At 42.7% G+C, this 21,728-nt stretch carries 16 protein-coding genes; 2 read left to right on the top strand and 14 right to left on the bottom strand.

Going from position 1 to position 21,728, the window contains the following annotated elements; translation table 11 throughout:
* Positions 1 to 76: 76 nt before the first annotated feature.
* The 8 genes from Q0Q74_RS03105 to Q0Q74_RS03070 form a co-directional block, all read right to left on the bottom strand.
* Positions 77 to 1,384 (bottom strand): threonine synthase, encoded by a 1,308-nt coding sequence (locus Q0Q74_RS03105; protein ID WP_294428409.1) that lies wholly within the window; start codon positions 1,382 to 1,384, stop codon positions 77 to 79.
* Positions 1,385 to 1,396: 12 nt separating this feature from the next.
* A complete protein-coding gene (locus tag Q0Q74_RS03100; RefSeq protein WP_294428408.1) occupies positions 1,397 to 2,935 on the bottom strand; it encodes a DUF3943 domain-containing protein in 1,539 nt (512 codons plus the stop codon).
* A 59-nt stretch (positions 2,936 to 2,994) separates the two neighbouring features.
* Entirely contained in the window at positions 2,995 to 4,260 is a 1,266-nt protein-coding gene (gene fabF / locus Q0Q74_RS03095; RefSeq protein ID WP_294428406.1) for a beta-ketoacyl-ACP synthase II, read from the bottom strand.
* A 21-nt stretch (positions 4,261 to 4,281) separates the two neighbouring features.
* Positions 4,282 to 6,465, bottom strand: coding sequence for a methyl-accepting chemotaxis protein (locus Q0Q74_RS03090; protein WP_294428404.1), 2,184 nt, complete (start codon positions 6,463 to 6,465; stop codon positions 4,282 to 4,284).
* Positions 6,466 to 6,628: 163 nt separating this feature from the next.
* Positions 6,629 to 8,155, bottom strand: coding sequence for an extracellular solute-binding protein (locus Q0Q74_RS03085; protein ID WP_294428402.1), 1,527 nt, complete (start codon positions 8,153 to 8,155; stop codon positions 6,629 to 6,631).
* A gap of 231 nt (positions 8,156 to 8,386) precedes the next feature.
* Complete coding sequence (locus Q0Q74_RS03080) at positions 8,387 to 9,661, bottom strand: O-acetylhomoserine aminocarboxypropyltransferase/cysteine synthase family protein (RefSeq protein ID WP_294428401.1); 1,275 nt, start codon at positions 9,659 to 9,661, stop codon at positions 8,387 to 8,389.
* 182 nt (positions 9,662 to 9,843) lie between these two features.
* The gene (locus Q0Q74_RS03075; protein ID WP_294428399.1) at positions 9,844 to 10,968 is read right to left on the bottom strand and encodes an HD domain-containing phosphohydrolase; all 1,125 of its coding nucleotides are present in this window, start codon (positions 10,966 to 10,968) and stop codon (positions 9,844 to 9,846) included.
* Positions 10,969 to 11,188: 220 nt separating this feature from the next.
* Positions 11,189 to 11,755 (bottom strand): histidine phosphatase family protein, encoded by a 567-nt coding sequence (locus Q0Q74_RS03070; protein ID WP_294428398.1) that lies wholly within the window; start codon positions 11,753 to 11,755, stop codon positions 11,189 to 11,191.
* Between the two features lie 207 nt (positions 11,756 to 11,962).
* On the opposite strand from Q0Q74_RS03070, the gene Q0Q74_RS03065 reads away from it, so the two are divergent.
* Positions 11,963 to 13,021 (top strand): hypothetical protein, encoded by a 1,059-nt coding sequence (locus Q0Q74_RS03065; protein WP_294428395.1) that lies wholly within the window; start codon positions 11,963 to 11,965, stop codon positions 13,019 to 13,021.
* Here the strand turns inward: Q0Q74_RS03065 and nudC are convergent.
* Positions 13,018 to 13,959 carry an NAD(+) diphosphatase gene (nudC, locus tag Q0Q74_RS03060; protein ID WP_294428394.1) on the bottom strand — a complete coding sequence of 314 codons (942 nt, stop codon included), beginning with the start codon at positions 13,957 to 13,959 and terminating at the stop codon, positions 13,018 to 13,020. The two genes, Q0Q74_RS03065 and nudC, sit on opposite strands and share 4 nt — an antisense overlap.
* Positions 13,960 to 14,075: 116 nt before the next feature.
* On the opposite strand from nudC, the gene purE reads away from it, so the two are divergent.
* Positions 14,076 to 14,573 (top strand): 5-(carboxyamino)imidazole ribonucleotide mutase, encoded by a 498-nt coding sequence (gene purE / locus Q0Q74_RS03055; protein WP_294428393.1) that lies wholly within the window; start codon positions 14,076 to 14,078, stop codon positions 14,571 to 14,573.
* 9 nt (positions 14,574 to 14,582) lie between these two features.
* On the opposite strand, the gene Q0Q74_RS03050 is transcribed toward purE, so the two are convergent.
* From Q0Q74_RS03050 to Q0Q74_RS03030, 5 genes are all read right to left on the bottom strand, one after another.
* A complete protein-coding gene (locus Q0Q74_RS03050) occupies positions 14,583 to 15,869 on the bottom strand; it encodes an O-acetylhomoserine aminocarboxypropyltransferase/cysteine synthase family protein (protein ID WP_294428392.1) in 1,287 nt (428 codons plus the stop codon).
* Positions 15,870 to 16,106: 237 nt separating this feature from the next.
* A complete protein-coding gene (locus tag Q0Q74_RS03045; RefSeq protein ID WP_294428391.1) occupies positions 16,107 to 18,014 on the bottom strand; it encodes an ABC transporter substrate-binding protein in 1,908 nt (635 codons plus the stop codon).
* Between the two features lie 88 nt (positions 18,015 to 18,102).
* Positions 18,103 to 19,041 (bottom strand): ABC transporter permease, encoded by a 939-nt coding sequence (locus tag Q0Q74_RS03040; RefSeq protein ID WP_294428390.1) that lies wholly within the window; start codon positions 19,039 to 19,041, stop codon positions 18,103 to 18,105.
* Positions 19,042 to 19,043: 2 nt separating this feature from the next.
* On the bottom strand, positions 19,044 to 20,162 hold the full coding sequence (locus tag Q0Q74_RS03035) for an ABC transporter permease (RefSeq protein ID WP_294428389.1): 1,119 nt from the start codon (positions 20,160 to 20,162) through the stop codon (positions 19,044 to 19,046).
* 7 nt (positions 20,163 to 20,169) lie between these two features.
* On the bottom strand, positions 20,170 to 21,726 hold the full coding sequence (locus tag Q0Q74_RS03030) for an ABC transporter ATP-binding protein (RefSeq protein ID WP_294428387.1): 1,557 nt from the start codon (positions 21,724 to 21,726) through the stop codon (positions 20,170 to 20,172).
* Between the last annotated feature and the right edge of the window lie 2 nt (positions 21,727 to 21,728).

Below are 21,728 nucleotides of genomic sequence, written 5' to 3'. Positions count from 1 at the left end.
CTGAAACTAAAAAGCACGCGTAAAACGGCAAAATGCTGTCAAACGCGTGTTTTTTTTTATTTAAAGAACCTGATTTTTAGAGTTCGTCAGCGATAATCAGCATGACTTCTATGACCGAACTTACACAAGGATGCTTTAATTCAGTATGCAGAAGGGAATTAGGATTGTTATCTGGAAGTTCCGGGGCTTTTCCCAAAGTGTGACGGATATATTCTGAATTAAGGGCCGGATGATCACGCATAACAAGCACAAGAGAAGAATCATCTTCCTCAAGAATTTCTTTTCGCTTTAAGGCAGCGGCATAAGCACGGCTTGTTGATTTATTTGCATAGATTCCATGCTCCATGAAAAGCTTGCGGCAGGCATTGTCGGTTTCTTCATTCGTGACATGAGCAGGATAGACGAAATGCTTTAACATGAGCGAGCTGCTGCCAAAAATATCTTCAAGACGCTCCAAATTTGAAGGACTTGCAGGATCAGCAAAACCGCGCTTTTCAAGTTCAACAATGCTGTCCATTATTTCACAGTTACCTTCAAGATCAAGTTTTATTTCATCGCTTGTAGGGCAAATGAAACCGTTTACAGGAAGTGAAAGCCGCCATGAATAAAGACCCGCGACCAGATTTGAGTAATTTCCACAGGGCATTGCATAGAAAATATCACCGTTAACCTGTTTTTTTAGACGGCTGAACGCATAAGGATAAAAGAAGGTCTGCGGCATGAGACGACCTATGTTAGCCGTATTTGCAACAGTCAAATGATATTTTTCTACAAGAGCACGATTCGCAAAAATCTCACGGGCAATATCGTGACATGTATGCTCGCTTCCATCAACTTCGATTGGAAGAACATTTCCACCGTTCCAGACAAAATCTTCATCAGAAAGGCCACGCACAAATCCTCTTGGATAAAGCAGAACCGCCTTTAGATTTTTTTTACCCCGGATTGCTCTGGCAAGGCTCGAACCAAGCTCACCGGCCGTAACATCAAGAAAAGTAGCATAACTACCCTTCATTGTAAGGATTGTTTCAAGACAGTTCACAAGATATGAAATTCCAAATTCTTTATGACTTCCCGACGGTGTGTGATAAAGCTCCAGAGTGTATAAATTTTCATCGAGCTTATTGACTTGCGGAGAAAACGGAAAAGCCTTTGTCGCTATCGTTTCACAAATAATCGGAGAAAATTCATCGTTTATGCAGGCTGAAGTCAGTGCACCCGCAATGCTGGAAAACGAAGTGTTTTCATTTGTGTAAAGAATCCATTTTCGTAAATCAGCAAAATCCTCCGGGATATACAAGCCACCGTCATCAGGCATACAATCAAGAACGGCTTTTGCAAAATTCACCGGTTCAGAGCGGTTTCTCGTGCTTTTGAATTTCATTTTTTCCCACCTCTATTTCATCTGAAATTTTGCGTAAATGCTTCCAGAATTAAGCACCTGGAAAACATCGGGAACTTTTTTATATACAGCGCGTTTTACATAAACTTCATCAGCAAGTCCAAGTCTTAGGATTTTAGACACAGGAATTTCAAAATTTCCATTAAGAACCCCAATCCACTCCCAGCCTGCAGAATGTGCCGCAGTATCATCTTGAAGCTGCGAATAATAATCGTGCATTCCGTAAGCACGAAGTCCTAAAGCAAGGGCATATCCTTTTTCTGTAGCATATCGCATTTTTAAATTGAGCATTGGCCCTGTTGTGTAACTGTAATTTCGTACTACGCTGGCATCCGGCAGAATAATCGGTCTGTGATAATAGTAATAGTCGGTTGTACCAAGAACATTCCATGCACCATGAAGCTGCCATTCAAGATTTGAATTTTCAAAGCGAACGCGCTGCTTGAGTGCTAATCCAGGTCCTAAAGAAGAAAGCTCGTAAAATTGATGCCAGTCGAATTCATATTCCATCACGAGTCCGATTGTTGTATCGGTATTTTCTGAAAAGCGTGGTGAACGGGCAAAAAGCATTCCATTACTCAGAATGCGGATTTCATACATAAGCTTCTTGTCCAAGTCCTTATACTGACAGTCAGCCCCCTCTCCTGAACCTTTTCCAGCAGAAGCCGAAATTTCAAGCTCAAACTGAGAATAAGGCTCATTTGAATCATGGCCGTAAGGATCATTGTAAACCACATAAACAGACGGATTAAAGAAAACCGGATAAATTTCATCTTTTTTGTAATCCAGATTAGAACAATTTATGAGATTAGAACGAGCGGCCGCAGCACCAACACCGAATTTCAAACTCAATTCATGAATGTTGTGCGTTGTTCCGCGAGGTTTTTGGCGTGTCCAAAGCTGAGTCCAACAGCGGCTTGGATTGACGCAAAGACCGAAAAGTTCAGAAAGTTCGTCTGCATTGAGGGAAAGCCTGTAAAGCATTTCACCCATTGAAAACGCGCCGACCGTTGTATAGACCATATCGTTTATTGAAGGAGCATTTGTTTCGCAAAGATACTCCCAAAAAGCAGAACCGAAAAGTGTTAAGGCGAATGATTCAGCCACATTTAGATTTGAGCCGCGTGAAGCCTGATAATAAAAACTTCCCTGGTACGGATGAAGGACAAAATTCGTCCAATACCAGTCGCGGTCATAAGTCATTTCGCGTTCCCAAAATCGATTCCACTCATCCGGGCCAACCTGTGCCCAGCCCGAACCTAAAACAAACCGGTTATATGATGCAAGTCCGACATTAAAAAAAAGAACTCCGCCAATTGCCGTAAACCAGTGCTTTTTGCCGTCATTTTCGTGGAGAAAACCTGATTTTTCAGAATAATTTGAATCTGCTGAAGGAGCAACATTGAAGCTTATATCATTAGAAACCGTCTCTGTATTCTCAGAATTCAGGGCTTCCGAGTCAGCATTTTGGCCAAAGAGAAAAGAATTTGCAATAAAAACAAAAGACAAAAATAGTGATAAGAATTTCTTCATATCACCATTTTTGCAGAAATTTCAATATTTTTCAATATTTTTCAACACACCGCGAAGAATCAGTCTTCGAACCGCTTGATAATGATACAGCCGTTGTGGCCGCCAAATCCCAAAGAAGCACTTGCCGCAACTTTGACCTCGCAGGAAACGCCTTTGTTTGGGGTATAGTCCAAATCGCATCCGCCTTCGACATCCTGATTTTCAATGTTGATTGTTGGCGGGATGAAACCTTCGTTGATGGCTTTTACGCAGAACATAGCTTCAATTGCACCAGCTGCACCAACCAGATGACCGGTCATGCTCTTTGTAGAAGAAATATGAAGTTTGCGGGCATTTTCTTCACCAAATGCAAGTTTGAGCATGGCGGTCTCACCAACATCATTTGCGTGAGTTGAAGTACCATGCGCGTTGTAATACTGAACTTCTCCAGCATCAATTCCGGCATCTTCGAGAGCAAGTTTTACAGCCTTGGCAGCACCACTTCCGTCCTTGAGAGGTGCAGTGATATGATAACCGTCACAGCTTGAACCGAAACCGGCAACTTCAGCGTAAATCTTTGCACCACGAGCCTTTGCATGTTCATATTCTTCGAGAATAAACATGGCAGAACCTTCAGACATGACAAATCCATCGCGGTCACGGTCAAACGGACGGCTCGCCTTTTGAGGACAGTCATTGAACTTTGAAGCAAGAGCCTGCAATTTTATGAATGTCGCAATGCTGAATTCAGTGATTGCAGCTTCTGTTCCTCCGGCAAGCATTACATCAGCACGACCAGAACGAATCAAATCAGCAGCAAGTCCGAGTGAATCAGTGCCGGAAGCACATGCTGTATTGATTGTCCATGAAAGCCCCTGAAATCCGTAGTAAATATTCACATTTGCGGCCGCCTCATTTGAAATCATAAGCGGTGTGGTAAGAGGCGGCAAACGGTCCGGACCTGCATTCGGGTCACAGAATTTTTCGAAACCAGCACCAGTAGCTTCGATTCCACCAAGACAGTTTCCTACCATGACACCCATTTTTTCTGCTTTGAGGCCTTCACCTGTGTAACCTGAATCCGCGATTGCCTGTGCCGAAGCAGCGAGACAGAATTTTGAAAATCTGGCCATCTTTCGAGTGGCTTTTGAATCAATTCCGTATTTGGAAATATCGAAATCTTTTACCTCACCGGCAACTTTTACACTCAATCGCGCCGGGTCAAAAAGCGTAATGTTCGAGATACCGCATTTGCCTTCTTTAACGCTGTTCCATGCCTCCTCAACATTATTTCCGACCGGGCAAACAACGCCCATTCCGGTGATTACAACTCTTCGTCGTGACATAAAAACTCCTATATTTTACTTTTATACTTTAAATTTGCTGACAGCTTCGCCGAGACTTTCAATACTCTGCGTATTTTTATGGGTCATGTCATTAACGGCATTAATCGATTTGTTTATACTCTCAATACCAATTGACATTTCTTCCATGCTTGAAGTAATTTCTTCGGTAAGCCGCATGAGATTATCCATTTTGACATTTGCGGCCTGAGTTGCATCTTCCATTGAATTGCTGGAACCTTTGACGCCTGCCGTAACTTCCTGAATCTGCTTGATTGCCTCAAGAATTTGCTCACCGCCTTCTGACTGTTCGTGCATGGCATTCATAATTGTAAGCTCCTGCCTTGCAACAGCCTGAGTAAGATCGTAAATTTCATTGAATTGATTCTGAAGTTTGACAGAAGAATCTGAAACTTCCGCAACGCTTGCAAGAACGACCTTGAGATTATTAGTGATATTTTTGCCCTGCTTGTTTGAATCTTCCGCAAGCTTTCGGATTTCATCAGCAACGACCGAGAATCCCTTTCCGCTTTCACCAGCATGAGCCGCCTCAATTGCCGCATTCATTGCAAGCATATTCGTCTGACTTGCGATTGACTGAATGATTTTACTTGCCTCAAGAAGCGTACCCGACTGTTCCTGAATCTTTTTGACTGCTTCTACAGATGAATTTATGCTCAGTTTTCCCTGTTCTGAAGAATTTTCGAGAGATTTGATTGTTTCTCCGTTTTTTTCGAGAATTCCTGTTACAGAGCGGATATTTGCGACCATCTGTTCAATGGCAGAAGAAGACTCAACAACACTCGAACTCTGGCTCTGAATATTTTCGACAAGCTCATTTACGCTGTTATTAATAGAAGAAAGTGCATCTTTTGCCTCGTGAACATTGCGCCCCTGCTGCTGAACCTGCTTGTTCACGGAATCAATATTTGCAGTAATCTCATTTGCGCTGGCAGCCGTATCGTTCATGCTGTCACCCAAAGTGTTGCCCTGCTCGCTCAGATTTTCTGCAGAATCTTTAACCTGCCGGATTGAATCCTGAATTTTTTCGATTGTAAGATTAAAGAAATTGTACATTTTTCCAAGTTCATTATCAGTCTTAACATTCATGCGGACAGTCAAATCACCGTCACCCTGAGCGATGTTCTGCATTGCCGAAACGCCCTTGTTCATTTCTTTAACAACACCCTGAATTATGAAGAACAAAATGAGAAGAATGACAGCAGCCGTAACCAGGAAAGTAAGCGCAACAATCGCAAAAATTTCATTTGCGGCAGCCGAAATTTCGCTTTCCTTAACATTTAAGCCCAAAAACCAGACTTGACTTGCATCTTCAACTGTGAACGGCTGGTAATACTTGAGAGTTTTGCCGTCTTCATCCCTTTGCATTGAGAAAGGTTCAAGAGACTTTTTGCCAGCCCCAAACAGCCCGTTCTTGAATTCATCGAAGATTTTTCCTTCGTTTTCAGGATTATAATCAACCGCCATCAAACCAGAATCAGAAATGAGGGAAAGATAGCCTGTATCATACACTTTTACTTGCTTTAAGAGCGAAGAAAGCGTATCCAACGACATATCGAGACCGATTACACCGATTGGAGTTTTGTTTTTATCAAAGATTGGGAAAGCAACCCCGCACACCCACACGATTTTTCCGCCGATTTCATAAGGATTCGGGTCAATCAAAATTCCTGTAGGACTGTGCAAAGGATTTACATACCAGAAGCCATTTTCATAGTCAGTGAGAGGCGAACACTCAATGGTAGAACCGACTTTTGTCCAATAAGGAATAAAACGACCTGTATCATCATGATTTTCTGTATTGGCGTAAACATCATCGAGACCGTCGAGTGCGTTTGGTTCATAAACGACCCAAGTATCGACAAAAGTTTCATTATCGATTAAAGCCTGTTTCAAAACCGCATTGACATAATCACGGCGTTCAGCAGGGGGAACATTTTCTATCTGCTCGATTGCAGTTTTGAGTGCCGCACAGGTGACATACTCATGCGCAATAATGGATTTTGTGCTTTCTGAATAATATGAAGCCATTTCCTGAAGGTAATTCCGTGAAACAGCACCAAATTTGCTGGAAACATTCCTTAAAATGAAAACGGAACATATAGTGAGAAGAACAAGAAGGAAAAGTCCGATTGTGACGACAAGCTGGGTACGAATGCTTTTAAAGCCTTTATGTTTTTGAGTCATTGAACACCCCTTAGTTGAACTGGCTGATAAAACTCTATCCTCTATTATAAATCAGAAAACGAAAAAAGCCAGCTTTAAATTCGCCGGCTTTTCTTCATTTTTTAATTAATTTCTTTTTTGTGATTTTAGGAAAACGCTGATTAACAATTGGTGCAAATCAGCACTAAATTTCATCTTCCTGAACCACAACAATTTTATCCATAAGGATATCATTTTCTTCTGCCCAAAGGATTGCACGGCGTTCCCAGTCAGCACCACCGCGAGCATCAAACTCTTTAAGCCACTGAGTCCATGTACTAAGTTCAAGACGGCCTATTACGAAATCACGAACTCCATTTGAGTAAAATTCCCGAAGTTCCTGAGAAGCAGACGGAATGTTGACCGTCATTGTCCACGGACATTTCTGCATTTCACGAAGCAAGGTGTATGCGCTCATTTCCTTGCCGTTCTGGCTATACCATGTTGGATAGCGGTTTTCAAGCTCAAGGTTTGAGTTGTAGAAAACCAAGTTTCTAAGCTGAATTACAGGAGCAGCAGCTTTCTTAGTATAAGCCATGTTTGGATCAGGAAGACCTTCAAGAGTGATGTTTCCGTCATCATCAATCATGAAGTTTTCAGCTTCTTCACCATAAACGACCGTGTTGTAACCGTCTGTGCTCATCCACTCAAGAAGTTTTGCAATGACCGGCAGTTTTCCAAGTTCCTGTGCACGGCGCGAAACTGCATAAGTTCTGTAACCGCTGGTATAAGCACCAACCGATGACTTGCCTTTTGGTCCGACAGGAGGATTAATAAGAATCCACTCTGCATCCGGGAATCTTTCGTCAAATTCTTTGTAATTTGATTCGAGAGCGAAAGCCGCATTCTGTTCACGCATCATACCGAATCTTCCGGCCTTCCATGCGGCACGGAATTCATTCTTGTTATAAATTGCCCATTTTGGATCAACGAGACCTTCAACAACCATTCGGCGGATAAATTCAAGTGCTTCGCGATATTCCGGTTTATGAATGTTGAGACCAGGATTTTCTTTGCTGGCATTGAATGTTCCTTCAACACCAAAAGCACCGAAGAAAGGAGCAAAACGCGCACCAAGACCTTCTTCAACAGCACGAAGATCAATATAAGCACCAAAACCGTAAGTGTTATCACGACCGTCACCATCTGGGTCAGAGAACGAGAACGCACGCATTACATTGATGTAATCTTCAAGCGTTTCAGGGATAGGCAAATCAAGCTTATCAAGCCAGTCTTTTCGAATCAAAATACCTTCGTTTCGTTCGATTGAGCCAGACTGCGCAAGACCGTAAGAAATACCGTCAAATGAAGCAGAAGCGATTGCCGTTTCATCATACATCTGAGCGGTGCGGGTCGGCATGAGGGCATAAAGACTGTCAACTCGTGAAACCTGATTATCTTTTACAAGCTGAGTAAGAACATCACGATTGACCATAAAGATATCAGGAAGAGAATAAGATTTTGCCGCCTCAAGAATCATTTCCGCCTGTTCATCCTTGTTTGACGGCATCGGCACAGTCGTAAGCGAAATACCCAAGTCCTTTTCAACCAAGTCGATAAGAACTCCGTCCTGCGGAAGAGGTGCGGCATCACTGGTATATGGAGCATACCACAATTCAAGTTTGTTAAGTGCACCAATACCTTCAAGGTCGACCCGTTCACAAGATGTCATTAAAAACCCAAGTGCAAATAAAGACGAGATTCTACTTATGATTTTCTTCATGTACAAATCCTTCTGTTCAGTTTCTTCTATATATTATCGGCGAGAATTCGTATAAAAGCAAATTTATATGCGCCAAATTTTTCGGTCTCGCGCCCCTTTCGCACTTCGGTCACCCTCATTGCGCCGTTCGCTTCGCTCACTTTGCAACTAAAGGTGCTACAGGGGCGGGCGGCATTTGCTCTAGATTGAAGCAAGTGCCTGCTTCAAATCGGCAAGAATGTCCTCGGTTGCTTCGATACCGCAAGAAAAGCGTACCATGTCAGGACCAACGCCGCAAGCAACAAGCTCTTCGTCCGTAAGCTGTCGGTGAGTTGCGCTCGCCGGATGAAGAACACAAGTGCGGGCATCAGCAACATGAGTTGCAATCATCGCAAGTTTGAGGTTCTTCATGAACTTTTCAGCAGCCTTTCTGCCCCCCTTAACGCCAAAGCTGACAACGCCGCAAGTTCCGTTCGGCATGTATTTCTGAGCCAAATCATAGTACTTGTTGCCTTTAAGTCCAGGATAGTTGACCCAAGCAACATTTTCATTCTGAGACAGGAATTCAGCGACAGCCTGACCGTTTGCGCAATGCTGCTTAACTCGAACAGGAAGCGACTCAATTCCAAGATTCAAAAGATATGCGTTCATCGGAGCCTGAATTGAGCCGAAGTCACGCATGAGCTGAGCCGTACACTTTGTAATGAATGCGCCTTCTTTGCCGAATTTTGTAGCATAAGTGATTCCGTGATAGCTTTCATCTGGAGTGCAAAGCCCCGGAAACTTTTCAGCATGAGCCATCCAATCGAATTTGCCTGAATCAACGATACAGCCGCCGACAGTCGCATCGTGACCATCGAGATATTTTGTAGTTGAATGAGTTACGATGTCAGCACCCCATTCAAAAGGACGGCAGTTGATTGGAGTAGCAAAAGTGTTGTCAACGATGAGAGGAACGCCGTTTTTGTGAGCGATTTTTGCCCATCGTTCAATGTCGAAAATTGTAAGGGCCGGGTTTGCGATTGTCTCACCAAAAACAGCCTTTGTGTTCGGCTTGAATGCAGCCTGAATTTCTTCGTCGGTAGAATCAGGAGAAATGAAAGTAAAGTCAACACCCATTTTGCGCATTGTTACATTGAAAAGATTGAAAGTGCCGCCGTAAATTGAGCTAGATGCTACGATGTGGTCGCCGTTCTGAGCGATGTTGAATGCCGCAAAAAAGTTTGCAGCCTGTCCGCTTGAAGTGAGCATTGCAGCAGTTCCGCCCTCAAGGGCACAGATTTTACCTGCAACCATGTCATTGGTCGGGTTCTGCAATCGGGTATAGAAATAACCAGAGGCTTCAAGGTCAAAAAGCTTACCCATATCCTCAGAAGTGTCGTATTTGAAAGTTGTAGACTGAATGATTGGAATCATTCGAGATTCACCGTTTTTTGGTGAATAACCTGCATGAATACATTTTGTTGCGTTTTCCATTTTTTAATTTCCTCGTAAGAGTATTTTATGATAAAACGCGAATTTAATAAACCACAGATTATGCAGATTTCACAGATTATGATTTTTGACGCGGATAAACGCAGATAAGCGCGGAGATAAAAAAAAGGTGACTCCAATCAAATGAAGTCACCTTAATGTGCTGTAAAATGAATGTTCCGAGCCTACTGCTCATCCGTGCGCAGTTTGCCTTTTTTTATAAGACGAAGCATTGCGTCTGCGACTTCTGGATCGAACTGGATTCCCTTGTTTTTTTCTAATTCTTCAAGAATCACTTCATCGCTGAGGCGCTTTCGGTAAGAGCGGTTTGTGTGCATGGCATCAAAAGAATCAGCGACCGCAATAATACGCGCCTGAACAGGAATTTCTGTGCCTTTAAGACCTTTTGGATAACCTGCGCCGTCATATCGTTCATGATGATGAAGGGCAGCTTCACGGATTCCTTTTACGGCATTAAAACTTCCAAGAATTTCACCGCCGTAAACCGTGTGGCGCTTCATTTCCTTCCATTCTTCTTCATCAAGTTTACCGGGCTTACAAAGAATCTCTTTTGGAATCAGAACTTTGCCGACATCATGCATCATTCCCATGTAATAGATGTTTCGCTGGAAATCTTCATCATAGCCCATTTCAGCGGCAATTTGCTTTGAATAAGAACCGACATGAGTTGAGTGCATTTTTGTGTATTCGTCACGGGTATCAATAAAGCTAGCGCAGAGTTTGAGGAGGCTGTCAATCTTTTCGTTATCGATTTCTGTCTGCCGTCGAATCATGCGGTAAAAAAAGAGCGAAACCAGAATAACGATTAAAGAAATGCCCAAGCAGAACAGCCCGATGATAAAAGGAATCTCCTTAAAAGGATTGCGGATAAACCGACCTGTCAGGTAAAAATCGCTCGAATGCATGAGTTTTTTGGAATACATTACATAGCCGATTTTTATACTGTTCCGCTCATGAATGGTTTTGGTGAAAGCCTTATCAATGCCGGTGATGGTGAGCTTTCCTAATGAAAGGGCATAATTTGCGTTCCAGCTGGAATCAAGCACGCCCTCTTCCGGGATAGTCATTACAAGAACCCAGTCAACGAAAGAGTATTTTGAATGATTATAGATTGAAATGTCGTACTGGCTGCCCCAGTTTCCGTTATCTTCCTGCCAGCAGTTTCTTTCGACAGCATTTTTGAACGGAATTCCCATCTGAATATCAAGGTCTTCGCAGCCTTCAATAGAATCAGAAGTTTTAGTAAAAGTCACGAATGTCCTGTTCTGAAAAAAAACACGGACAGCCATGGAAAGAATAAATATTAAACTAACTAAAAAAATGACATTTGCGACAGTGATGAATTTATTTTTAGCAAAAAATGCGCAAATTGAATTTTTATTGCGATCAAATTTTTCCATAGCACTGATTCCTAACAGCCCCAAAATTTTAGCACAACATGTCAAAAAAATCCACTTTTAAAAGAAAATTCAGATATAAAGTGACTGGCGCGTTCGGCTTGTATCCGGCCTAAAAATCATACCTCACGAGCTGACAGTTTGTGACCGAAAAATTTCCGAATTCCTCGTTCGTCATGTCATAAAAATAGGAATTCACTGCCCTCGAAAGCCCGTTATGTGCCACCAGAAGATACACCTGATTTTTGTGCTCCTCCGTTCGTGTGAGCCTGTCCAAAAGATTGTAGATTCTCTGTGCCGTCCTCATATTCGACTCGCCGCCAACTTCACGCCCGAAAGAAAGAGCGAATGTCTTGAGGCTGTCACGGAAAGCCGGTTCGTCGCGCACATGGTCTTCAAAATCACCGAAATTCCGTTCGATTAAAAGGGGTTCCTCTTCCATCGGGATTCCAGTGATTTCTGAAATATGCTGAGCCGTCATTTTTGCCCTTGAAAGCGGTGAATGAAGGATTTTATCAATGTGGATTTTGCCCTGCTCTATCTGCGCTTTTAGTTCATTTCCGAGCGTGATTGCCTGCTCGTGGCCTTTTTGAGTGAGCGGAGTTTCCCTTGCGCCGCAGACAAGTTTTTTCGTATTACATTCAGTTTCGCCGTGACGAGTAAAAAAAATTGTTCCCATGAGCCTATTATATAGAAAAGAACTGCAAATTGGAATGATTTCAAGGATATGCAAAATTTGTGAAGAAAATACAAAATTTTGCATAAAAACACAAAGAAATGTAACAAAATAGGAACAAAAGCCGATTGACACAATAGGTAAATTTTATTAATCTTTGTTTAAGGTTAGCTCTTGCTAATCAAATTAAAAAAAAAGGATGGTCTTTATATGAAAAAGATTATTGCAACTTTGGTCGCACTCGCCGCAATTTCTACAGTGGCTTTTGCAGATGAAGGATTGAAAGTTAGTGGCCGTGTTCGCGCAGGCATCACAGACACAACAGAAGGTTCTGTATACACAACAGATGCATGGATGAATGGTGGCTACTTCGGTGGTGCTACACAGCTCCGTGTTAATGTTGATTATACAAAAGCTTTTGGTGGAATTACAGCCCGCTACAATGTAAACGATTTTACAAATGGCAAGTTCTTCAATGACGGCAATGTAAAATGGGTAATGGGTTATGCTAACTTCGCTGACGGTCAGGTAATCACAGAAGCTGGTATCATCCACGACCGCTTCACAACAACTGGTGGTTGGGAAGATGCAGGAATCGACGGTGGAAAGGGTATCCGCGTTGTATTCGCTCCAAAAGCTGTTGAAGGTCTCACTTTCGCAGTTCAGGCTACAGACTTGTTTGCTGAAAAATACACAGCTACAGATGACAAAGTTAAAGACAAAAAAGCAAATGCAGGCGATGTAATTTTCAACGCTAAATTGATTGGTGCAACAGCTAAATATGAAACAAAAGAATTCTTTGCAACAGCAGGATTTGCAGTTGCAGGTTTCTTCTACGGTTCAGTTGGTGTTACAGCAGTTGACGGTTTGACATTTGTTGCTGAAGTTTTCCACGACAACACAGATGATACAAAAGCAAAACCAGAAAACAACGACAAAGCTGTTACAACAATCTGCTTGTGGGGTGAATACACAGGAATCGATCAGGTTCTCTTGGGAGCTTACTCATACATCTATCTTAACGATGGTGAATATACAGCAGAAGTCACACCAGCAGTTTCTTTCGATTTGACAAAAGTTGTAACTCTTTCTGCTGAAGCTTCATTCTATCTCTCTTCTGTTAAGGATTTTGACTCATACGCTGTAATTACTCCAGCAGTTACATTCAAAGCAAGCGACAAAGCTTCTGCAAATGTATCAGCTTCAATCAGCACAGACAAAGATCAGGAGAAACACTCAATCACAGCTGGTGTACTCTATAAGTTCTAATCAAACACACCTTTAATTAAATCGTGTGCAATGCTGCCCGGATTCGGAATCTTGGGCAGCATTTGTTTTTTAAACCACTGGGCATCACGAATTTCTGATTCCTGGATTTCGATTTCGCCGCTTTCGTATTCGGCACGGAAAGCGAGCATGAGCTGGTCGGGGAACGGCCATGACTGGCTTCCGACATAACGGATATTTTTGACTTTGATTCCAGTTTCTTCAAGCACTTCACGATGAACGGCATTTTCAATCGTTTCACCCATTTCGACAAAGCCTGCAATACAAGAATAAACGCCATCATTTCGTTTTTTGTGCTGTGCAAGCAAGATTTCATCTTCACCACGGCTCACAAGAGTGATGATTGCCGGTTCCAGCTGCGGGAAATACACTTTGTTACAGTGAGAGCAGGTGCGGGCAGTAAAGTAAAGGTCATCTTTGAGAGGAGCACCGCATTTTGAACAGAAGCGTTTAGTGGATTTAAAATTGAGCAGCCCTCTCGCACGCGCTGCAAGCCCTGCCATCTCAAAACCAGAAATTTTCTGCGATTCATCAGTGTAGCTCACAAATTCATCAATTCGGTCAATCTGCCTGATTTTATGGAAAAATTCCCGCAAAGGAATGTCATGACAGCCAGCAGGATTTGGAGTGTCCTTTTCAAGAAGCATGGCCGAATAGCCGTATTCAAGTTCGGCAAACCAGTCTTCCGCCACATTCAGTTCAAGACAGCGGCGCACGACTCTCTCATCAGGCAGAGAATCCCCCTGCAAAATGATGGAATTTTCCCTGAAAACAAAGTGAATCTCGCAAAATACATTCATCTGGTTTGAAATCATCGGCATAATCTTAGTATAAGGCTGAACTGCTGAAAAAGAAAGAAAAATTTTTACATAAGACCACGCGTGAAGGATTGGAGCACCACCGAAGGTGTTCCGAAGCATTGCGAAGGAATGGAGCGACAGCGGAAGTGCGGAAAGCCTGACCCGAAGGGGCACGCCCTTAAAATTATCTGTGACTTTTTTCGTACTTTTTGATATATTTTTATCACGAGGTATTTATGAAAGTTGCTATTTTTTTCGGGTCAAAATCCGATACGGACACAATGAAAAAGGCTGCCGATATTCTTCGTGAATTCGGCGTTGATTATAAGGCATACATCCTTTCGGCCCATCGTGCGGGTGTCCTGCTCCACGAGACCGTCAAACAGGTCGAATCAGACGGCTGTGAAGTCATTATCGCGGGTGCAGGTCTTGCAGCAGCTCTTCCGGGCGTGATTGCCGGAGCCACAGTGCTGCCTGTAATCGGTGTTCCGCTTGAGTGCGTAAATCCAGGAAAGTCAAACGGTCTTGGAGGAATGGACGCACTTCTTTCTATAGTACAGATGCCGCCGCAGATTCCTGTTGCCACAGTCGGAATCAACAGTGCAAAAAATGCCGCATATCTTGCCGTTCAGATTCTTGCGATAAAGTATCCAGAATTAAAAGAAAAACTCATTGAGTTCCGAAAAAAATTGGCAGCCGATGCGGCCGCCAATGGACTTAATGTAGACTTGTAAGTTTATCTTTTATTTTGCAGCAGCAAATCCTGCTTCAAGGTCGGCGATGATGTCATCAACATGCTCAGTACCGATTGAGAGGCGGATTGTGCTCTGCGTAATTCCCTGATCAGCAAGTTCCGCATCAGTGAGCTGTGAGTGCGTTGTTGTTGCCGGATGAATTACGAGTGACTTAACATCAGCGACATTTGCAAGAAGACTGAAAATCTTCAAATTATCGATAAATTTCCATGCAGCATCTTTTCCACCCTTAATTTCAAAAGTGAAGATTGAAGCACCGCCGTTCGGGAAATATTTCTCGTAAAGAGCGTGGTCAGGATGGTCAGCAAGCGAAGGATGATTCACTTTCTGAACCTGTGGATGCTTGCTCAAGAATTCAACGACTTTCTTTGTATTTTCAACATGGCGGTCGAGTCGGAGAGAAAGTGTCTCAACTCCCTGCAAAAGAAGGAATGCGTTGAACGGACTGATTGCAGCACCCTGGTCTCGCAAAAGAATTGCACGAATGTAAGTTACGAAAGCAGCTGGTCCTACAGCATCAGCAAATGAAATTCCGTGATAGCTTGGATTTGCCTCAGCGATTGGAGCATATTTGCCGCTCTTCTTCCAGTCGAATTTTCCAGAATCTACGATGATACCGCCCAAAGTTGTTCCGTGTCCGCCAAGGAATTTTGTAGCCGAGTGAACAACAACATCTGCTCCATGCTCAATCGGACGAATCAAATAAGGTGTACCAAAGGTGTTGTCGATTACGAGCGGAAGTCCATGTTTGTGAGCGATTTCCGCAATTTTGTCGATGTCAGGAATGTCTGAGTTCGGATTGCCCAAAGTTTCAAGATAGACAGCCTTTGTGTTCGGCTTGATTGCACTTTCTACTTCAGCAAGATTATGAGCATCAACGAAAGTCGTCTCGATTCCGTAGCCCTTCAAAGTATGTGCAAGAAGATTATAAGTGCCGCCATAAATTGTCTTCTGAGCAACGATGTGGTCACCAGCCTGAGCCAATGCCTCAATCGTGTAAGTGATTGCAGCCGCACCAGAAGCGACAGCCAAAGCCGCAACACCGCCTTCAAGTGCCGCAACACGCTTTTCCAAAACATCCTGAGTTGAGTTCGTCAATCGTCCGTAAATGTTTCCTGCGTCAGCCAGACCAAATCGGTCTGCCGCATGCTTAGAATTGTGGAATACATAAGAAGTCGTCTGATAAATCGGTACTGCGCGTGAATCTGTGGTTGGGTCAGCCTGTTCCTGTCCGACATGAAGTTGTAAAGTCTCGAAATGAAGTTTATTTGCCATAATTATTATCTCCTGTTTATTGTAATCTCTCCAAAATCAGCTTGCCTTTAGCAACACATTGAAAAACAGGAAATCATTCTTCCAAATCTAAAATTCTCTCTGACAAGCTTTTCAAAAAATTCCGTCATATATTTCTCCTGTACTTTTTATATACCTACTCAATCACTAGGTATTGGTAATATAAAGCTATATTCCTAGTATGTCAATAGGTTATGAGAAAATTTTCGGAGATTTTAACTATTTCAGATAAATGTAACCAGTTTCAGCACCAGAGAGATTATCGTAATAAACATTCGTCATATTCCAGCGGTTTTGAAGGCCAAAGAATGAGCGGCTTCGGATAAGATAGACAATCGGGCACTGTTCAAGGATGATTTTCTGATATTCATCCCAGTAAGGTTTTGCTTTATCGTAATCGACGATACACTGAGCAGTGTGGTAAAGTTCATCGATTCTGGCTTCCCATTCTGTCGCAGGTGTTTTCTGAAGCGGATTCCACAGATGCAGGTTTCCATCACTCACCCAGACATTACTTCCCTGTGTCGGGAAAATCGAGCCGCCGGACAGGCCAATCAAAATCGTCTGCCAGTCATAAGTTGAAAGCAGCTGATCGACAAGCTTCTGGAAATCTGTCGGACGGGCTGTTACCGTGATTCCTTCCTTTTTACATTCATCAGTGATAATCTGCCCAATATCAGAAAGAATTGTCGCAGAGCTGTTGAAAGTCAAATCAAATTCGACTTTTCGCCCCTTTTCATCGTAAAGGAAGCCGTCATCATGTTTTGAAAATCCGGCCTTTTCAAGCAATTTTTGCGCAAATGAATGTGAATATCGGTATTGAAGAATAATATCTTCATTATAGTATTTGTTTACTTCAGGGAAGAAAGAATATTTCGGTTCACCCAAACCTCTGTATGTTTGAGAAATAATTCGTTCGCGGTTCAAAAGACAGCTCATAGCCTGACGAAATTCTTTTTTGCAGAACCATTCATAGAAAGGCTCATCTTTGTTCTTTGGATTTTGATTGAAAGACCAGAAAGAAGCGTCCATTGAACCGTCTGCATTGAATACTGTATAACCTGATTTTAATTCAGCACCAGCCACCTCTTCAATAATTTTTCCGTCTGGAGTGAGCGTGTTTTTCGCATTTGAGACCGCCTCTTCCAGCTGTTCAGGCATAAAGGAATACGCTTCGATTTTACCCTGCTTAAAAAGAAGATACGAGGTATTTCTGTCACCAATGATTTGAAGCACCCTCTCTTCTGGATAATAATGGTTCTCGCCAGCAGCATCCTTTTCCCAAAAATCAGGATTTCGCTTGTATAAAAGCCGCTGACCAGGTTTATACTCTACCAGAAAATAAGGGCCGCAGCTTGGAAGCTCTTTTGGATTTGTCGCCACAGTAAAAAGATTTTTAACAGCATCCACTCCCCCCGCATCCTTTGCGGCCTTGTACAAAAATCTTGGGCCAAAATTCATATTCGTACTTAAAATCGGCTCTGCAACAATTTTCGGAAAATGAAAGACAAAACTTGCATCATCAATTTTTTCGATTGTAATGCGTTCGCTTGAACCGTCGTCCATCGGCATGAACTGTGCATTGTAGGCAGAAGAACCACAATCCTCATCACCCTGAATCTCATCGTACCAGAAAATCACATCATCGCTTGTAATTTTGACTTTTGGCTTCGCGTTTCCATAGAAAGACCAGTACGCATCAGAACGAATCGTATAGATTACATCGAGTTTATCGTTCTCTTCGTCAATTTTAATCTCAAAATCAGCAATATTACCTTTCCATCGACGCTCAACAACATCATAATCCGCAAGATACTGAACGAGAGGAGAAATCACGCCGGCCGTCTCGCCATCTTTTTCTGCGACGAGCATATTAAAGCTTTTCGGATCCCCCATGATTACATCGTTGAAAGTACCGCCAGTCTTTCCCACCGCAAAATTATTTGAAGTCTTTGGGCGATGCACTGTTTTTTCTATCAAATCATTCGCACCAGCAGCACGAACCGCTTCAATTTCAGAAAGCGACATTTCCGGACTTTTTGAGCAGGAGATAAGAATACACAGATTGGTAAAGATTAACACAGATTTTTTAACGCGGATGAACGCAGGTAAACGCGGATTTTTCATGTTTTAATTATAGCAGAAAAATAGATGAGAAACCACAAAAAAAGCGGTAGCCATATAGCCACCGCTTCAGTTTTACGAACAGGTTAAATTATCTTTGGCCCTTATCGTAAGGAATACCTTCTGCTTTTGGAGCACGAGATTTCTTTGATGTAAATGCCAAAACCACAAGAGAGATAATATATGGAAGCATTTTGTAGAATTCACCGTTTACGAGGTGAACAAGGAAATCGTAGCCAGCATAAGCATCTGCAATGGCACGGAAGAATCCGAAAAGGATTGCAGCAAGAGCAATTTTAACAGGATTCCACTGACCAAAAATCATAACAGCCATAGCAAGGAAGCCCGCACCTGCAACACCGTACTGGAAATCCCATGAAGAGTTTGAAGCACATACATAGATGAGACCACCGATACCACCACAAAGACCAGAAATCAAAACACCGCAGTAGCGCATTTTGAATACACTGATACCAACACTGTCTGCTGCCTGAGGATGCTCACCACAAGCCATAAGACGCATACCAAAGCGAGTCTTGTAAAGAATCGTGATTGCACATGCAAGAAGAACAAGTGTAAGGAACATAAAGAGGCTTAAATCGAAAGCAGGAGTTTTGATAACGAAAACTTTTCGAGTTTCAATGTAATCAAGAATTGCACTGACATTTGAACCAGCAGAACGAGCACTGTTGTAAGATTTTACGAGAACAGTTGCGGCCGCTGTAGCGAGCATATTCATTGCGGTTCCGACAAGCGTCTGGTCAGCCTTAAAGTTGATTGCGGCAACAGCAAGAAGAAGCGAAGCAAGCATACCAACAAGAACACTCACCAAAAGCGTGAGAAGAATGATTGCAATAGAAGGAAGAGCCGGTGAAGCAAGGTGAAGCACGAATGCGCCGCCCAAAGCACCCAAAACCATAATTCCTTCGAGACCGATATTGATAACACCCGAACGCTCAGAGAACATACCGCCCAGAGCGACGAAGATAAGAACAGAAGCATAAATTAAAGTATATTGAAGTAGCAGCATCGTTATTCTCCTTTTTTCTGTGCAAGCTTTGAAAGAACATGCTTAATGAAAAGAACGAAGGCACAGGCATAGATAATAATAGAAGCAATCAAATCAGCAATCTGCGGATTGTAGAAACGCATGTCGATAAGACTTCCACCAATTGTGATATGCTGGATGAAGAATCCTGCGAAGATAACACCGATTGGATGCAAACCGCCCAGGAAGGCAACAGCGATTCCGTTGAAGCCCATTGCAGGAACAGAAGAACTTGTCTTCCAAGCCTGAATGCCAGTCAAATAGTAGAGAGAAGCCGCAAGACCTGCGATTGCTCCTGAAATTGCCATTGAAAGAATGATGTTCTTTTTTTCTTTCATACCGGCATATTTTGCAGCATTTTTATTGAGACCTGTTGAGCGAATTTCGTAACCGAAAACTGTTTTTTCAAGAACAATGAGAATCAAAACCGCAATAATGATTGCAAGAGGAATTGCGATTGAAACATATTCGTTATTATTGAACAATTCCCCAAGTCCAAGAGAAGGCAGCAATGACTGCGGTGAAACTTCTCTAATGCTGAAAGTTTCTGATTTACTTGTGTCCATGACCCGCTCACTGTGAAGAAGGACATTCACAATATACAGCGAAATCCAGTTCAACATGATACAGGCAATAACTTCATTAATATTGAAGAAAGCCTTCAAGAATCCTGCAAGAGCACCGAGCAAAGCAGAAGCAGCGATTGCAATAAGAACACAAAGCCACCATGGAAGATTCCATGCAAGAGCACTCCACAAAGCAGCACCGATACCGATACAGTACTGACCGCCCGCACCGATGTTAAAAAGACCTGTTTTGTAAGCAAAAAGAACCGAAAGTCCACAAAGAACCATCGGAACAGACTTAACGAGCGTACTTCCTAGCGCGTAAGCCCTCTGTGTCGGCTTTTTGTAATACATGAAGTTTTTGAGAATCGTGGAAAGAGCCTTTGAAGCATGTTCCGCGTTAATCAAAAGAAGAATTACATAACCGATAACAATACCAATCACGGCACAAATTACAGCCGCTGCAATTGCCTTGAACCATGATGAATCAACAATTTCGCGCACTGATATTTTCTTTTTATTTTCAACACTTGTCATAATCGAATCAGACCCCCGTTTTCATTTTTCCGTAACGCTTAGCACCAGCCATGTACAGACCAAGTTCCTCGAAATTAGTCCGTTTAGGATCAAACTCACCGACAATCTCACCTTCGTACATAACAAGAATTCTGTCGCTGAGGTTCATGACTTCATCAAGCTCATAAGAAACAAGAAGAACACCTGCACCCTTGTCACGGTCGGCAACAATCTGCTTGTGAATGTACTCGATAGCACCTACATCAAGACCTCGTGTTGGCTGAACTGCAATAAGGAAACAGTGCTTTTTATCAAGCTCGCGGGCAATGATTGCCTTCTGCTGGTTTCCGCCGGACATAGAACGGGCAATTGTTTTGCTGCCCTGACTGCTTCGAACATCAAACTGTTCGATGAGCCTGTCTGCATATTCAGTGACATTCTTCTTTAAGATAAAGCCTTTTTTCTCAAAATCAGGCTGCCAATATCGCTGAAGAACAATGTCTTTGTCGAGCTGATAATCAAGAATGAGACCGTGCTTGTGTCGGTCTTCAGGAATGTGGCTCATACCACAAATACTTCGCTCACGAATAGACTTGTTTGTAACATCCTGACCGGCCAGAATAATTTTTGTATTTTTTAAATCGCCGGCAGGAGGTTCAAGGCCAGAAATACCGAAGATAAGTTCTGACTGACCGTTGCCGTCAATACCTGCGATTGCAACGATTTCACCAGCATGAACCTTAAAGCTGACATCATTGACAGCAAGTTTTGCATGGATTTTGCTTGCAACGCTAAGATGCTGAACATCAAGGACAGTTTCACCGATTTTTGCAGGCTTTTTATCAACAGCAAAGCTTACATCGTGACCGACCATCATTCGGCTCAAGCCCTCTTTTGTGGCATTTGCAACATCAACAGTGCCGATATATTTACCTTTTCGGAGAACTGCACAGCGGTCAGCAACAGCAAGAATTTCGTTAAGCTTGTGCGTAATAAAGAGAATTGACTTACCTTCAGCCGCAAGATTCTTCATGATATGAAGAAGTTCAGTGATTTCCTGCGGAGTAAGAACAGCAGTCGGTTCATCGAAAATCAAGATTTCATTTTCGCGGTAGAGCATTTTGAGGATTTCAACACGCTGCTGCATACCAACAGTGATATCCTCGATTTTAGCATCCGGGTCAACAGCAAGACCATATCGTTCACTCAATTCAAGAATCTTTTTTCTTGCCTTTGCGCGATCAACAAATCCATGTTTCAATGGTTCAGTACCAAGAATAATGTTGTCGAGTACAGTGAACACTTCAACCAACTTAAAATGCTGATGCACCATTCCAATTCCGAGCGCAGTAGCGTCATTCGGATTCATAATCTTAACGGGTTTTCCGTTCTTCCTAATTTCACCTTCTTCGGCCTGATAAAGACCAAAAAGGACACTCATCAAGGTTGATTTTCCAGCTCCGTTTTCACCGAGCAAGGCCATAATCTCACCTTTTTTCAGCTGGATTGTTACATCGTCATTAGCGATAATTCCAGGGAAACGCTTCGTGATATGAAGCATTTCAATAATGTAGTCATCAGCCATTT

This window comes from uncultured Treponema sp. (assembly GCF_946187725.1).
In the GTDB taxonomy this organism is placed as follows: Bacteria; Spirochaetota; Spirochaetia; order Treponematales; family Treponemataceae; genus Treponema_D.
Note: the sequence above shows the minus strand (reverse complement) of the source record. Positions and strands in the feature narration are given on the sequence as shown.

Coding starts and splice junctions, on each gene's coding strand:
- Q0Q74_RS03035 (WP_294428389.1), bottom strand. CDS start 20,162: ATGACAAGTGTTGAAAATAAAAAGAAAATATCAGTGCGCGAAATTGTT.
- Q0Q74_RS03080 (WP_294428401.1), bottom strand. CDS start 9,661: ATGGAAAACGCAACAAAATGTATTCATGCAGGTTATTCACCAAAAAAC.
- Q0Q74_RS03050 (WP_294428392.1), bottom strand. CDS start 15,869: ATGGCAAATAAACTTCATTTCGAGACTTTACAACTTCATGTCGGACAG.
- Q0Q74_RS03100 (WP_294428408.1), bottom strand. CDS start 2,935: ATGAAGAAATTCTTATCACTATTTTTGTCTTTTGTTTTTATTGCAAAT.
- Q0Q74_RS03090 (WP_294428404.1), bottom strand. CDS start 6,465: ATGACTCAAAAACATAAAGGCTTTAAAAGCATTCGTACCCAGCTTGTC.
- fabF (WP_294428406.1), bottom strand. CDS start 4,260: ATGTCACGACGAAGAGTTGTAATCACCGGAATGGGCGTTGTTTGCCCG.
- Q0Q74_RS03045 (WP_294428391.1), bottom strand. CDS start 18,014: ATGAAAAATCCGCGTTTACCTGCGTTCATCCGCGTTAAAAAATCTGTG.
- Q0Q74_RS03075 (WP_294428399.1), bottom strand. CDS start 10,968: ATGGCTGTCCGTGTTTTTTTTCAGAACAGGACATTCGTGACTTTTACT.
- nudC (WP_294428394.1), bottom strand. CDS start 13,959: ATGCTTCGGAACACCTTCGGTGGTGCTCCAATCCTTCACGCGTGGTCT.
- Q0Q74_RS03040 (WP_294428390.1), bottom strand. CDS start 19,041: ATGCTGCTACTTCAATATACTTTAATTTATGCTTCTGTTCTTATCTTC.
- Q0Q74_RS03105 (WP_294428409.1), bottom strand. CDS start 1,384: ATGAAATTCAAAAGCACGAGAAACCGCTCTGAACCGGTGAATTTTGCA.
- purE (WP_294428393.1), top strand. CDS start 14,076: ATGAAAGTTGCTATTTTTTTCGGGTCAAAATCCGATACGGACACAATG.
- Q0Q74_RS03070 (WP_294428398.1), bottom strand. CDS start 11,755: ATGGGAACAATTTTTTTTACTCGTCACGGCGAAACTGAATGTAATACG.
- Q0Q74_RS03065 (WP_294428395.1), top strand. CDS start 11,963: ATGAAAAAGATTATTGCAACTTTGGTCGCACTCGCCGCAATTTCTACA.
- Q0Q74_RS03085 (WP_294428402.1), bottom strand. CDS start 8,155: ATGACATCTTGTGAACGGGTCGACCTTGAAGGTATTGGTGCACTTAAC.
- Q0Q74_RS03030 (WP_294428387.1), bottom strand. CDS start 21,726: ATGGCTGATGACTACATTATTGAAATGCTTCATATCACGAAGCGTTTC.